Annotated in this window: 14 protein-coding genes; 2 read left to right on the forward strand and 12 right to left on the reverse strand. The window is 32.8% G+C overall.

Annotated features, from left to right (window positions below):
• The first annotated feature begins 5 nt into the window (after positions 1 to 5).
• Positions 6 to 1,166 carry an MFS transporter gene (locus ACHRV0_RS15505; RefSeq protein WP_089055220.1) on the forward strand — a complete coding sequence of 387 codons (1,161 nt, stop codon included), beginning with the start codon at positions 6 to 8 and terminating at the stop codon, positions 1,164 to 1,166.
• Positions 1,167 to 1,439: 273 nt separating this feature from the next.
• On the opposite strand, the gene ACHRV0_RS15510 is transcribed toward ACHRV0_RS15505, so the two are convergent.
• The 9 genes from ACHRV0_RS15510 to ACHRV0_RS15550 all read right to left on the reverse strand — a co-directional run bounded on the left by ACHRV0_RS15510 (position 1,440) and on the right by ACHRV0_RS15550 (position 10,307).
• Positions 1,440 to 1,916, reverse strand: a complete 477-nt coding sequence (locus ACHRV0_RS15510) for a DUF6265 family protein (RefSeq protein ID WP_395441492.1) — start codon at positions 1,914 to 1,916, stop codon at positions 1,440 to 1,442.
• 760 nt (positions 1,917 to 2,676) lie between these two features.
• Complete coding sequence (locus ACHRV0_RS15515) at positions 2,677 to 4,980, reverse strand: DNA topoisomerase 3 (protein ID WP_395441493.1); 2,304 nt, start codon at positions 4,978 to 4,980, stop codon at positions 2,677 to 2,679.
• Between the two features lie 323 nt (positions 4,981 to 5,303).
• Positions 5,304 to 6,473 (reverse strand): FAD-dependent oxidoreductase, encoded by a 1,170-nt coding sequence (locus tag ACHRV0_RS15520; protein WP_395441494.1) that lies wholly within the window; start codon positions 6,471 to 6,473, stop codon positions 5,304 to 5,306.
• Between the two features lie 30 nt (positions 6,474 to 6,503).
• Positions 6,504 to 7,259, reverse strand: coding sequence for a DUF6597 domain-containing transcriptional factor (locus tag ACHRV0_RS15525; protein ID WP_395441495.1), 756 nt, complete (start codon positions 7,257 to 7,259; stop codon positions 6,504 to 6,506).
• Between the two features lie 160 nt (positions 7,260 to 7,419).
• Positions 7,420 to 8,499 (reverse strand): acyltransferase family protein, encoded by a 1,080-nt coding sequence (locus ACHRV0_RS15530; protein ID WP_395441496.1) that lies wholly within the window; start codon positions 8,497 to 8,499, stop codon positions 7,420 to 7,422.
• Positions 8,500 to 8,591: 92 nt separating this feature from the next.
• On the reverse strand, positions 8,592 to 8,969 hold the full coding sequence (locus tag ACHRV0_RS15535) for a VOC family protein (protein WP_129025031.1): 378 nt from the start codon (positions 8,967 to 8,969) through the stop codon (positions 8,592 to 8,594).
• Between the two features lie 160 nt (positions 8,970 to 9,129).
• A complete protein-coding gene (locus ACHRV0_RS15540) occupies positions 9,130 to 9,561 on the reverse strand; it encodes a hypothetical protein (RefSeq protein WP_370431871.1) in 432 nt (143 codons plus the stop codon).
• A 182-nt stretch (positions 9,562 to 9,743) separates the two neighbouring features.
• Positions 9,744 to 9,944 (reverse strand): YqaE/Pmp3 family membrane protein, encoded by a 201-nt coding sequence (locus ACHRV0_RS15545; RefSeq protein ID WP_395441497.1) that lies wholly within the window; start codon positions 9,942 to 9,944, stop codon positions 9,744 to 9,746.
• 126 nt (positions 9,945 to 10,070) lie between these two features.
• On the reverse strand, positions 10,071 to 10,307 hold the full coding sequence (locus ACHRV0_RS15550; protein ID WP_370431869.1) for a helix-turn-helix domain-containing protein: 237 nt from the start codon (positions 10,305 to 10,307) through the stop codon (positions 10,071 to 10,073).
• Between the two features lie 112 nt (positions 10,308 to 10,419).
• Here ACHRV0_RS15550 and ACHRV0_RS15555 point away from each other — a divergent pair, with 112 nt between their 5' ends.
• Positions 10,420 to 10,752, forward strand: coding sequence for a hypothetical protein (locus ACHRV0_RS15555; RefSeq protein WP_395441498.1), 333 nt, complete (start codon positions 10,420 to 10,422; stop codon positions 10,750 to 10,752).
• Between the two features lie 42 nt (positions 10,753 to 10,794).
• On the opposite strand, the gene ACHRV0_RS15560 is transcribed toward ACHRV0_RS15555, so the two are convergent.
• From ACHRV0_RS15560 to ACHRV0_RS15570, 3 genes are all read right to left on the reverse strand, one after another.
• The gene (locus ACHRV0_RS15560) at positions 10,795 to 11,157 is read right to left on the reverse strand and encodes a hypothetical protein (protein WP_395441499.1); all 363 of its coding nucleotides are present in this window, start codon (positions 11,155 to 11,157) and stop codon (positions 10,795 to 10,797) included.
• A 130-nt stretch (positions 11,158 to 11,287) separates the two neighbouring features.
• A complete protein-coding gene (locus ACHRV0_RS15565; protein WP_395441500.1) occupies positions 11,288 to 11,839 on the reverse strand; it encodes a hypothetical protein in 552 nt (183 codons plus the stop codon).
• A 903-nt stretch (positions 11,840 to 12,742) separates the two neighbouring features.
• Positions 12,743 to 13,447, reverse strand: a complete 705-nt coding sequence (locus tag ACHRV0_RS15570; RefSeq protein WP_395441501.1) for a hypothetical protein — start codon at positions 13,445 to 13,447, stop codon at positions 12,743 to 12,745.
• Positions 13,448 to 13,487 lie beyond the last annotated feature (40 nt).

Genomic DNA, 13,487 nt, shown 5'->3' on the forward strand with positions numbered 1-13,487 from the left:
CCTTCATGATTTTACCATTCTTTAAAAAAATTCAAAACACGCCTAGAGGATATCGTATAGCCAATACTGTATTTTTTTTCCTTTCAGGTTTTGGATATTCTTCTTGGGTTTCTAGAATCCCGCATATACAAGCACAACTGCATTTATCTGAAGCCGAATTTGGAGCAGTTTTGTTCGCATTTCCAATTGGGTTAATGCTTACAATGCCTTTTACTGGAAAATTGTTGAACAAATACAGCAGTCGTTACATTATGCTTTTAGGAGCGATCATGTTCAATATTGTATTGTCGCTTCCAGGATTGGTTGCGTTTGTATGGCAGCTGGTTTTTGTACTTTTAATTTTTGGAGCTTCGCGTAATATTTTCAATTTATCTATAAATGCACAATCTCTTGAGGTTCAAAAATTATATCCCAAATCGATTATAACACGTTTTCATGCCGTTTGGAGTATTGCCGTTTTTACAGGTGCAGGTTTAGGTTATGTTATGGTAACGCAGCAAATCGCACCATCACATCATTTATTAGGAGTAAGTGTTTTTATGATGGCACTTACAGCTTGTTTTTATCCAATGAGTATTCATAATGAACCCGTTCCGGTAAAAAAGAAGTTCTTTTCGATGCCCGAAAAAAATCTGGTAAAATTTGCCTTGATTTGCTTTGTTTCAATGGCCTGCGAAAATACCATGTACGATTGGAGCGGAATTTATTTTGAAAATATACTAAAAGCTTCGCCAAAGTTAACCAGTGCCGCATTTGTCTTTTTTGCAACAGCCGTAACCTTAGGACGCTTGTTTGGTGATTATGGTGTAATGAAATTTGGTACCAAACGAATTTTGTTTTACAGCGGCGTTTTAATCACAGTAGGATTTGGTATCTGCTTTATCCTGCCGTATGCTTATCCAACTATTTTTGGTTATGTTTTAATTGGTTTTGGAGTTTCTTGTGTAGTTCCGCTTGTATTTAGTATTGCCGGAAGATCCTCCACATTAAGCAGCGGTTCAGCATTAACTTCGATATCTACTATTGGCTATCTCGGATTTTTATTAGTGCCGCCAATGGTTGGTTTTATCTCTGAATATTTAAGTATGAAATGGGCCTTTTTAGTAATGGCACTTTTAGGAATACTTATGATTTTTATGGTGAATAAAATAGGGGAGAATGAGTAGCTTTTTTTGAAGGTGCTTTTTTGAAGGTGCTGAGGTTCTAAGTTACTAAGAGACTGAGGTTTTTTGATACAAAGGCACCAATTTTTTGATTTTTTTGTATTCTATAAAAATGAATAGCGTCCAGCTTTAGTTGGATGTAAATAGTAAAATTTAGATTGGAGGCTTTAGCCAAAATTTATCTGTTTTTGGCTAAACCTAACAGGCTTTCAAAACCTGTTAGGTTTCTGTTGAGTATTATAAAGTTGTAAATCAAATCTTCGATTCACATAGAACTTATTTTTTCGTCATAACAAACTTCTCAGAACTTGGTTTTCCATTCAAGTTTCCAGAAATTTCAGCGGTTATAGTATTATCTACACCTTTTGTATAAGTGATTTTTTGAGGATAATCGTGTTTGGTATTTTCAAAAACCAATTGTTTGTCAGACTCTAAAGTTGATGCAAAAGAAACTGGTTTATCATCATTTTGTCCTTTTACAGTTGCTTTATACGTTAAAGTTTCTCCAAGCTGAGCTAGAATAATAGACTCAAAATGAATAGTGTCTTTGCCTTTTATAAAATAAGAGGAAGCGCTAAAAGTACTGTCGTTTAATTTTTGCCAGTTTTCAGTAAGAACACCGTCAGTCGATTTGTTTTCCCAGTTACCAATAAGCCAGTCGGCAATTTTGATTTTATCCTTTTCTACAGATTCTTTTTTTTGACAAGAAACAGCTGTTATAACAAGTGCTAAAAGAGTAATTTTCTGAAACATATTTATGAGTTTTGATTGTACTAAAGTATGAAAAAAATTGATGCCACGAATTACACGAATTTACACGAATTGTTTTTTTTGAATTGTAATGTTTTTTGTCGTAGAATTGGCGAATTAAAATGATTTTGTCTCACGCAGATTCTGCAGATTTGGGCAGATCTAATTTTGATTCTATGTTAAATAAATCTGCAATTATCTGCTTAAATCTTTTTAAATCTGCGTAAAAATTAATTTGTGGAAATTAGTGCAATTCGTGGCAACAGATACACAAAGTAAAGAATCCATTTTTATAAGAATTAAACTTTGAAAAAATGAAAATGTTTTGCCACTGATTAAAAGGATTAAAATGATTTTGTTTCACGCAGATTCTGCAGATTTGGGCAGATTTATTTTTGATTCTGTGTTAAATAAATCTGCGATTATCTGCTTAAATCTTTTTAAATCTGCGTAAAAATCAATTCGTGGAAATTCATGGCAACAGACACACAAAGTAAAGAATCCATTTTCCCAAGAATTAAACTTTGAAAAATTGAGAATGTTTTGCCACTGATTAAAAGGATTAAAATGATTTTGTTTCACGCAGATTCTGCAGATTTAGGCAGATTTATTTTTGATTCTGTGTTAAATAGATCTGCGATTATCTGCTTAAATCTTTTTAAATCTGCGTAAAATTTAATTCGTGGAAATTCGTGTAATTAGTGGCAACAAACACACAAAGTAAAGAATCATTTTAATCCCATTAATCTGTGGCAAGAAAAAACTAAACGCTTTCCTTCAAAATAGAATAAACCAATTCTTTAGTAGGTTTTTGATCTTTTAGTTTAGCGCGGACTTCATCAAAAGTCACTTTAAAATCACAGCCCGATTTGTATTCGGCACAGCCATAAGCCGTTTTTCCTTTTAAGATTGTTCCTTTTTTACATTTCGGACAGATTAAAGAATCAGATGATTCATTTGTAGTCTGTTTAGCCTCAGTTTTCTTTGGTTCTAGTTTAAGTTTGAAATTTTCTTCAAAACGAATCAAACCTTCAACCGTTCCAGAATCTGTTTTAAAGCCTTTTATATTTACGGTAGAACCTTTTTGAAGCAGTCGCAAGTATTGACTTTCGGTAATTTTTTTATCGGCAAAAACATTAGGAAGGACAAAATCGCAGCCAGATTTGTATTCGCTGCATCCAAAAGCGGATTTTCCTTTGATGAAATTTCCTTTTTTACATTTCGGACAGGTTTCAGACAAAATACCAGCAGCTTTCTTTTTTTCTGCTTTAACAACAGGTTTCTGGATTGTTGCTGCGTGCGAAATATTGGCATGTTTAGTTTCGCTTCGTACTTCATAGACTAAAGCTTCAACCATACGTTTCATGTTTTTTATAAAGGCCGAAGCGGTAAAACTGCCTTTTTCAATGTCTTTCAGTTGTTTTTCCCAAGAACCCGTAAGCTCTGCTGATTTTATCAATTCATTCTGAATTGTATCAATCAACTGAATTCCTGTTGTTGTGGGTAAAACCTGCTTTTTATTTCGAACAATATATTGACGTTTAAAAAGAGTTTCGATAATATTCGCTCGCGTTGACGGACGACCAATACCGTTTTCTTTCATTAATTCGCGCAAATCTTCGTCGTCAACTTGTTTTCCTGCCGTTTCCATGGCGCGCAGTAAAGTAGCTTCGGTAAAATGATTGGGCGGTTTAGTTTCTTTTTGCAGAAACGAAGGTTCATGCGGACCTTTTTCGCCCACAACAAAACTTGGCAGTAAATCGGCTTCTTTTTCTTTTGCGTTTGGATCTTCAAAAACAACTCGAAATCCTTTTTTTAAGATTTCTTTTCCTGTTGCTTTAAAAGTTACATCGGCAGCTTTTCCAATAACGGTAGTATTTGCAACTAAACAATCATCATAGAAAACCGCAATAAAACGTTTTGTAATAATGTCATAAACTTGCTGCTGATTGTATTGCAGATTAATTTCTATTCCGGTTGGAATAATAGCGTGGTGATCTGTTACTTTTTTATCGTTGAAAACCTTAGGCGATTTTTTTATTTTTTTTCCTAAAAGCGGCTGTGTCAGTTCTGCGTAATGCGTTAATTTTTGCAAAATACCAGTTACTTTCGGATAAATATCTCCTGGTAGAAAAGTAGTATCAACTCTTGGGTATGTAATGGCTTTTTGTTCGTATAATGACTGCGCAATTTTAAGTGTTTCTTCTGCCGAAAATCCAAATTTTTGATTGCAATACACTTGTAAACCAGTTAAATCAAAAAGTTTTGGAGCATATTCGTTTCCGTTCTTTTTATCAACAGAAACAATTTCAAAATCACTTTCTTTGACTTTCTCTGCTAGAATTTCACCATCTTCTTTTTTCAGAAAACGACCTTCTTCATAACTAAAAAGTGTTTCTCTATATAAAGTTTGTAATTCCCAATAGGGCTGAGGTTTAAAGTTTTCGATTTCTTTAAATCGATCTACAACCATTGCTAATGTTGGCGTTTGTACGCGCCCGATAGACAAAACTTGTTTGTAACCGCCATGTTTTACAGTGTACAAACGAGTGGCATTCATACCAAGTAACCAATCGCCAATCGCTCTTGAAAATCCGGCGTAGAATAAATTATCGTAGTTTTCAGAAGGTTTTAAGTTGTCAAAACCCTCTTTTATAGCTTCAGTAGTTAGAGATGAAATCCATAAACGTTGTATTTCGCCTTTGTAATTTGCTTCGTTCATTACCCAGCGCTGAATTAATTCTCCTTCTTGCCCGGCATCCCCGCAGTTTATAACCAATTCGGCTTTGTCAAAAAGGCTTTTTATAATTTTAAACTGCTTTTGGATTCCTGAATTCTGAACTACTTTGGTTTCAAATTTCTCAGGAAGCATTGGCAAGTTGTTCAAATCCCAGCTTTTCCAGTGCGGTTTATAATCGTTAGGTTCTTTTAAGGTGCATAAATGCCCAAAAGTATAGGTCACAGCATAACCATTGCCTTCGTAATACCCATCGTGTTTGGTATTGGCACCCAAAACGGATGCGATTTCACGTGCTACACTTGGTTTCTCAGCAATACAGACCTTCATTTTTCTCCTTCTTATTTGAAGGCGCAAATTAAGAATTTTTTATAAGAAAGGCGCAAAGGTTCTTAGGAACAAAGGAACAAAGTTTTTTTTAATCACGTATTGGTACTTTTTTTATTTCATTTTATGTCATCTCGACGAAGGAGAGATCACACAAGGAATTCCACAATCTAAATCGTCAATTTTTGTCAAATCCCGAGGGTGATTCCTTGTTCATCGGAATTGACAAGATTATTGGCAATAGTAGAATTTAAAACGATTTGATCCAGCAAAAATACAAGAGAATTAAGAATTCCAACATTTTAGTACCTCAGAACCTTAGCATCTTAGCCTCTTAGTCCCTCAGAGAAAAAATCCAACATCATTTTCAAGGCGTTTTCTGAATGCATTTTATCGCCGTTTTCAAGAGATTCTTGCGCCGCTTTAGAAGCTCTTTCACGCATATTCAATTCATATAACGAAATGGCTTCTTGCAGTGTATCGTATTTGTTAGAAGTTAAACATTCGCTTAATTCCAAAGCATCAAGCATCGCCATATTTGCACCTTCGCCAGCAAAAGGAGGCATTACGTGTGCAGCATCTCCAATAATTGTGGCATTTGGCAAAGCTTCCCAAGTTTGATTTAAAGGCATGCAATAAATAGGTCTCGGAATAAATGGCGTTGTGACATTTTCGAATAATTCGTACCAAATCGTACTCCATTCTGGATATTCATTTTTGAACCAATTTAGTATTTGTGTTTTATCCGAAAAATCTAAACCGCTTTCAGCAGTCCAGTTTTCATTGTCTCTAAAGCTGGCATAAAAACCAAGATCGCCGCCGCCTTTTTGTCCAAGCAATATATTTTTGTTATTCCCAAAAGCCATTATTTTTCCGCCTTTGCATAACGAATCAATGTTAGGAACTGCTTTTTGAGATTCGTAAACATTGCCTTCAAGCATGGTTATGCCAGAGTAAATAGGTTTGATATTTGTAATATAAGGGCGTATTTTAGAGTTTGCTCCATCAGAACCTATAACAACATCTGCATAAGCAGACGAACCATTTTTAAAATGCAGCAACCAGCCGTTATTTTGTTTTTCCATTGAATCAAAATGACTGTTCCAAATTACAGTTTCAGGTTGTAAAGACTCGAGCAGTATTTTTCGTAAAGTACCACGATCAATTTCAGGACGAAAATATTCATTGTCAAAATCTTCATCAAGATTAGTATCATGGTCACTATAAAATATAGCAGCCTGCTCATTTACGATTAGAGTTTTATCGGCACCGGGTAGAAAATTGTTTTTAAATTCTTCAAACAAATTAGCTTTTCGAATCGCGGCAAGTCCAGAATCGTTGTGTAAATCGAGCAGCGAACCTTGTACTCTTGCGTTTTTATTCAAATCCCTTTCATAAACCTTTACATTCACGTTTTGCAGTTGTAAAAGTCTTGCTAATGTAAGTCCGCCGGGACCGCCGCCTATGATGGCTACTTGTTTATTTTGTAGTAACATCTCGTATAGTTTTAGTAATACGAGGCAAAATTATTGTTGTTTCAGGACCGATAATAGTATAAATCGGTCATCTTTATTTTTTAAAAGTTCGCTGGGAACAACGCCCGAGAATTTTTTTATTTCCTTTATAAAATGAGTTTGATCGGTAAAGTTTAATTCGGGAAAAAGTCTGCCTTTTGCAATATGCTGTAAAGAAGCTTTGAAACGTAGAATTTTGCAAAAAGCATTTAAAGAAAGTCCAAATTGCTTATTAAAATATCGGTTTATTTCTCGGCTGCTCCAAGCTATTTTTTCTGAAAGTTCTTTTACTTTTATTTCGCCGTTTGAAGCATAAATAAGTTCAAAAATCTGCCGTTTTCTTTCGTCTATTGAATGAGGCAAAAGTTCTTTTAATTGCGCTGTTATTTTTTGCTGAAAAGCTTCAAAATCTTTCAAATCATTAGTCTTAATATTCCAAAAGTCTTTAGGCAGCTCTTTGGCACTGTTTAAAATATCGGCAATCGAAGTCTGTAAAAGATACTCGACACCAAGCGGTTTAAAACTTACTTTAAACGCAAGTGTGTGCGACGGAATAACTCGTTCTTCGGGTATTGTTTCCAACCCGATTAATAGAATCTGAAAAGGCGCTTGATCGGATTGCAGAAAAAACAAATCGACTCTTCCGTCTGGCATTAAAACGACTTCTTTTGCTTTGTCTGACGGATTGCAGAACATACCAATGTTTTCTACAAAGTCAGCAAGCGGCTCTTCTGGCAAAAGAAAATTATAATAGAAGTCGTTGCTCATACCTAACAAGTGTTTTACCACGAAAATACAAAACTACTTAACTTAGCTGTTGCGTATAGTTGTTTTTTAACACATAGAAACATAGATTTTAGGTGTAAAAAAGGAGTTTGTAAAAGAAATATATTTCTTTCACATAGTAAATTTCGTGTACTTCAAATAATTAAACTTTCTTTCTTCTATCAGTAAGATATTTTCTAATTGGAGTATCATACAAAACCATTGTCAAATAAGCGAAACCAAGCAAAAGTGTAGTTCCTGCAATTATAATCAAAGTCAGTTCGCCAACTGCGGGTTTGTATTTGGTGTAATAACCTGCAAAAATCCACATTACGGCATAATGCGTCATGTATAAAGGATAGGATATTTTTCCGAAGAAAACACAAATTTTTCTAAAACCTTCTGTTAATGAAGCTCCAGCTCCTAATGCAATCAATAAAGGGAAATACAGTAAAACTACCAAAGGTTCTGTAAGCCAGTTCCAACCAGAAAACGGCATTACAAATGTTAACAGCAATAATACAGATAACCCAATAAATCCAAGTTTTGATTTAATAATCCAGTTGGAACGGTAAATGAGCATTCCTGCTAAAAAAGAAAACGAAATACGAGCGCAGCCATCCCAAAAAGTTTCTCCGCTCCATCCGCCCATCAACGAACCTCCCGCGCGATAACTAACAAAACAAATTCCTGCAGCAGCCAAAAGGGTTAATATAAAAAGCCATTTACGACTTAATTTATGCAGGAAAAGTGCGTAAAGAATATTAGCAATATATTCCCAAAACAAAGACCATGCGGGTGCATTTAAACCAAATATATTGAAATAACGATCTGGCATTACAGGAAAAGGAATTAGAAGCAGCGAAGTAATAAACAACAAAATTAATCTGTCAGTATCATAAGTTGCGGAATGACCGCTGAAAGGATCAAAAAGAAAGGCTAGAAAACCCAATACAGCACCAAAAACAACTAACGGATGTAATCGTATTAACCTTGATTTAAAGAACTCTTTAATTCCCATTTTGTCAATACGATCGTGATAAGCGTAGGCGATAACAAATCCTGAGAGACAAAAGAAAAAGTCAACGGCTAAAAAACCGTGTGCAATAAAATTTTCGTTGGGCAGATAAACGATTTCCATAAAATGAAAAACTACGATTGCCAAAGCCGCAATTCCTCTTAAGCCGTCAAGGATTTCAAAATGTTGTTTGGTTTTTAAAATTTCGGTATCAGATTTTGTCATGTTAATAGATTCTTTTTTTCGTGGTTTATAGATTAGATTTTTAGCGTTTGCTTTTAGTAGTAGTTGTGATGCTTGTAAAATTGTTTTTTTAGTTATTCACGATTTGAGTTTTTCTGCAAATTAAAAACCGTACCTGCAGGATCCATAATCCAATGCATATTTTCTGGAATTTCCTCAATTTCGTCGCAGGTTTCTACGCCATTTTGTTTTAAATAATCCGTCGCTTTTTCGACATCGGGAACCGTTAATTGAAGCCAAGTTTCAGAATGGGTGTAATTATCCACACAATCCAGCCAAATAACATTGTGACCAAATTTAACCGAATGTGTTTTTGAAACGGTCGGATTTGTTATAGCCACTTCTTTTACTTCTAGTTTTAAAATGTCACGATAAAAAGCTACAGTTTGATCGTATTTTTGCTTTGGAATTTTAATTGCGATATTTATTCCTGCTTCAAAATTTGTTTCCATAATTAAAATAGGTGTTAGAAAGTTACTTGCTGGAACTTGATTTTTTATGAATTTACAATCTCATTCGCAAAGATTGATTTTTTTTGTTAATAAACTAAAAAAAAGCTGCAGAAAATAATTTCCTGCAGCTTTCTTGATAAGCATTTGTTCTTGTATGTTGTTATATCTTAAAAATATCGATTTTTTTCATCCACGGAATTTGCGAATCTAAAAATTGAAGTTTTGTTTTAACAATTTGGTCTGTTTTGTCTCTAGGATTTTTGGTTACAAATCTCGCTTTCGAAGTATTAAAATCTAAAGTGTATTTTTCGTTAAGATCTTCTTTTTTGTTGGTAGAAAAGGTAATCATATTGTCTTTTACAGTCCATTTTCCTTTTCCGTATTTGTTAGATTCTGGCGGAGTTCCGCCTTGTATTTTGGAATAGGAATGAAACTCAAAAGTTCCATCGGGATTTAAGCTCAGTTTGTATTCGATAATATGTTGTTTTGCGTCGTCCGAAAGTGAACGCGTATAATCGCCTGCAAATTGACTGGATTGTGCGAATAAAATCGAGTTGAAAATAAAAAGTAAAATGCTAAGTATTAGTTTCATTGGTTTTGGTTGTTTTAAAAACGAGTTAAAAAGTTTTTTTAAAAGTAATTCGTTTCTACTGAAAAACCTTACGTAAAGCCGTACTATTTTATAAAATAATATTGAAGCAGAAGGAAGTTGTTTTTTAAAGTCTGGAAAGTAATAAAGTCCCAGCGGGACGATATGTTTATAGCATTTTTATTTTAAGATTTGGTTTTCATCGCTTTTATTAGTTTCTCATTACGTTTATCGGCTCTTGAATTCTGTAAAGAAATAACAGCCCAAATTGCCGCAGGAATCCAGCCAATTAAAGTTATTTGTAAGATTAGACAAACAATAGAAGTGAATATTTTTCCTCTCAAAAAGAAAGAAGCAAAGGGAAAGAAAATTGCAATTAGCGTCATGCTTTTTTGGTTTGTAAGTTTAATAATTTATAAGAAGAAAAAACGCAAAATCAATCTTGAAAGTTTTTGAGATTGCGCAGAGTTTCATTAGAACTCTTCGTCGAGCAATTAAAAATCAAAGAAGTATTACAAATCCTTAATTAATTCGCTCGGATGAACTTTTAAAGCTTGTGCAATTTTAAATAAAGTTCCTATTTTCATTTCCTGTGAGCCTTTAATATATTTTCTTAGACTTTCAACATCCATTTCTGCATCATGAGCAACCTCTCGTCGCTTGAATTTCTTTTCTTCAATTATATCTTTAATCTTGATTCCTAGGTCTTTTACAACTTCTGGAATTTCACTTTTTCTTTCTCTTTTCATAGAAATGAAATTACAAGTAATCGATTGTTTTTAAGTGAATGTAAAAAAGGGGTTGTATGCGACTGATTTTTTATATATTTGTTTAAAATTGTAAATTAAATCTTATATAATAATGGAAGTGGAAAACGAAGAAAAATTCAAAAAATTAATGCGTTATTATTTTGAAACTCTAAAATCGGCTAATAAAGAAAATGAGCAGTATGTTGCCAAAGTTGCGTTTTCAAGTTATTATGAACTTGGCTGCACTATTAATGAAATGTTGAAACTATGTATTTTAGGTGTAGAAAACGACGTGCATAAAATTTCAGAAACAGATATAAGAACAACTATTAATCTGCCTTTAATTTTAGAAGTTGTGCACCAGCTTTTTCCTTTGGATGCATTTGAATTTCTGGATGAAATAGATGAACTGTTTCTTAAAAAAGTTCAAAATCTAGAAGAATAATCTCGTGTTAACAGTCAGCATTTATAAGGTATTTTGCATCGTTTATTTTTTAATATAGATTTCCCGAATTTTATTTCCGAACGCTTCCGTTTTTTGAACAGATTTTAATTTGGTCATTTTTTTATTCACCTTAAATGCTCGGATAGCGGGAGTTTGCAAAGTCAAAATGCGTCCATTGTAGGTATAGGAACCAATAATTTTTGTTGGTTCAGCAAGGACATCGTTTTCAATGTCTTCGATCAAAGTATAAGTATTGTCTTGATTTAATTGAAGAGTAAAAATTTGTCCAAAACTAAAACCGTCATAAGCAGGATCTGTAAAATACCTATGTTCAAAATTACCAATTGGCTTGTCCTGTGCATTTGCAGCTGCGCAAAAAAATAAAAAAAGCAGTAGTGTTTTCAATATGTTTGTTTTTGTTAGTATTTAATGCCTCGCTGCGCAATCTCAAAAGCTTTCGGGATTGATTTTACTTTGCATTAGAACTTTTTAGAAAGGTTAAACGAGAAGACAATTTTACAATTAAGATCAAATTCTAATTTTGTGATTTCTTTTTTAAAAGGAATAGAATTATAAGAAGCGGAATAAAAGAATAATAAAAATACAACCCCAAAACAGCATCAATTTTTTGCGATTTAAGATCTGTTTTATCGTTATAAAAGACTTCATCATTAAGCGTATTTCTAAGCACTTTGATTGTTTTTACATTTTGATTGTAAGTGTATGCTCCTGTAATCACTGCCGAATTGATGTAAGCGCAATCTATTTCTTTTTTTGTTTTAGAATGCAATAAATTACCGCGAATTATGGTATGGTCTTTTGAAGTAGATTTTCCTTGACTAGAAGAAACTTCACTCTGAACAAAAGCCGTGTCAACTACAAAAATATCTTTTTTAAGATATTTTTCGGGATTGTATAATGCTTTATAATTTTCAAAAGGTTTTTTGAAACTGCCTGCAATATCCTGATTTATAAAACCATGAACTAATTGAGTAGTTAATACAAGTACTGAAGTTGCGAGATGAACTAATAATACGACCTTGATGACTTTATATTTTTTGAAAAACGGATGATTTTTTAGCTTCATTTTGAGACAATTCTGTACGCATATTTACAATTGATGCCTGATGTAAATAATGCTGAATTTGGAATGTTTTATATGGTTTGTTTGAAATCAGAAACCTTCGCAGAGCTAGGGAATCTTGTTTATTCAGTTTTGAATTTGTTGATTCTTTTTCGGAACAATAAAAATTCTATTGTGGTTAGAAATAGATAAATTATTGAAAAAAAGGCAGGCCTTTTTAGAATAGTTACATTGTGTACGGAAATATCGATTAATAAATTAATAAGGATAAAAATGACACAAAATAATGGTATTCCTAAAAATGCCAAAAGCGACCAGTAAAAATTATTTCTGATTTTTTCTTTCAAATTTAGAAGAATTGCAAACGAAGAGATAATCATCACAATAAAATATACAGCAGAAAAACCTAGATTTATTATGAGATCTAAAATCTGTAGAAATTTTTCAAAGGAATTTCCCGCGATCACATTTGTTTCTGAAATCACAATTCTATAAATAAAAAATAATGAAATGCTTATCAAGAAATTAATGATCCAAAACCGAAATACAATTTTTTTCATTTTTTTTCAGTTGCTAGTTTTTTTATTTCCACATTAAGATGAAATCAAGTAAATTTTCGATAAAAATCTTGAGCCAATTTTTCTTTTTGTTCATTAAAAAACGTTTGTTGCATAACGATAGCGCGTATCTGTAATCCGTGCCCGCAAAGATTGGTTTGTTAACTTTGTAAATATAAAACAAAAGCTACATGATTTGTAGCTTTTTGTTTTGATGATTTTTATGATGTCTTACTGTTGCGGGCACGGATTACAAATCCGAGCTAATGAATCGTAGAGATAGATCTGCGCGATCGGGTTTGATTTTCTTTTCTTTATCTTTTTATTTAGTAGATTTTACAGCCAATAATTATAGCAATTGTTGGCAGATTCTTTTTAAATCAAATAAAGAATTAACTATCGGTTCTGCTTCATAATTTTCCTTAAATATTACAAATATTTTTTTCTGTTTTTCGGTACATGCTAAGTAGTATCGATTAGCTAAATATCCTCTCAAGTCAGCTAGCCAATTATTTTTCGGGTAGTTAATTAACAGAATAACCGAATTTTGATAATTGTATTTTTCAGCGTAAATATTTATATGGAAGATGTCTTTAAATATTTCAATTTTTGAAGGACTTTGGTTTGTCTTGGCTTCAATAATTAGTTTTTGAAATTCCTCATCAAAATTATTTTGGCTTTTGTGAATGAGAAAGTCAGGAATAGTTGTGAAATATTTAAACATTATTTCAGAATTTGAATCACTTTTGGATTCTTTCTTATTTAATTTTTCATAGGTATCTCTAATTTTTGCGTCAGACTTATCCGAGTACATATATTTTTTTGGAATTTCAAAATCTGTTTGTGTTGCATTGTAGATTTGATTTGTATCTAATTGAACTAATTTTGAATATTGAACAGTGAACTCAATCATAAATCTGCGTTCGTAGTTCTTTAGGTCTTCTTCGGAATCAAATTCAAGAGTTCCATTATTGAATGCAACATTTTGCAGTTCATAATATTTTTTATCAATATTATTAAGAGCAATAATTAAGTCAGTTAATATAGTATTCATTTTGTTTTTTAATGTTTTTTTGCTAGCTGAGAATGGCATT

Origin of the sequence: Flavobacterium sp. FlaQc-30, assembly GCF_044005885.1 — a bacterium.
Classification (GTDB): Bacteria; Bacteroidota; Bacteroidia; order Flavobacteriales; family Flavobacteriaceae; genus Flavobacterium.

Bases quoted from the DNA above. Each gene is read 5' to 3' on its own strand.
- ACHRV0_RS15540 (WP_370431871.1), bottom strand. From the start codon at position 9,561: ATGAAACTAATACTTAGCATTTTACTTTTTATTTTCAACTCGATTTTA.
- ACHRV0_RS15530 (WP_395441496.1), bottom strand. From the start codon at position 8,499: ATGACAAAATCTGATACCGAAATTTTAAAAACCAAACAACATTTTGAA.
- ACHRV0_RS15525 (WP_395441495.1), bottom strand. From the start codon at position 7,259: ATGAGCAACGACTTCTATTATAATTTTCTTTTGCCAGAAGAGCCGCTT.
- ACHRV0_RS15510 (WP_395441492.1), bottom strand. From the start codon at position 1,916: ATGTTTCAGAAAATTACTCTTTTAGCACTTGTTATAACAGCTGTTTCT.
- ACHRV0_RS15520 (WP_395441494.1), bottom strand. From the start codon at position 6,473: ATGTTACTACAAAATAAACAAGTAGCCATCATAGGCGGCGGTCCCGGC.
- ACHRV0_RS15535 (WP_129025031.1), bottom strand. From the start codon at position 8,969: ATGGAAACAAATTTTGAAGCAGGAATAAATATCGCAATTAAAATTCCA.
- ACHRV0_RS15550 (WP_370431869.1), bottom strand. From the start codon at position 10,307: ATGAAAAGAGAAAGAAAAAGTGAAATTCCAGAAGTTGTAAAAGACCTA.
- ACHRV0_RS15505 (WP_089055220.1), top strand. From the start codon at position 6: ATGATTTTACCATTCTTTAAAAAAATTCAAAACACGCCTAGAGGATAT.
- ACHRV0_RS15515 (WP_395441493.1), bottom strand. From the start codon at position 4,980: ATGAAGGTCTGTATTGCTGAGAAACCAAGTGTAGCACGTGAAATCGCA.
- ACHRV0_RS15565 (WP_395441500.1), bottom strand. From the start codon at position 11,839: ATGAAGCTAAAAAATCATCCGTTTTTCAAAAAATATAAAGTCATCAAG.
- ACHRV0_RS15545 (WP_395441497.1), bottom strand. From the start codon at position 9,944: ATGACGCTAATTGCAATTTTCTTTCCCTTTGCTTCTTTCTTTTTGAGA.
- ACHRV0_RS15570 (WP_395441501.1), bottom strand. From the start codon at position 13,447: ATGAATACTATATTAACTGACTTAATTATTGCTCTTAATAATATTGAT.
- ACHRV0_RS15555 (WP_395441498.1), top strand. From the start codon at position 10,420: ATGGAAGTGGAAAACGAAGAAAAATTCAAAAAATTAATGCGTTATTAT.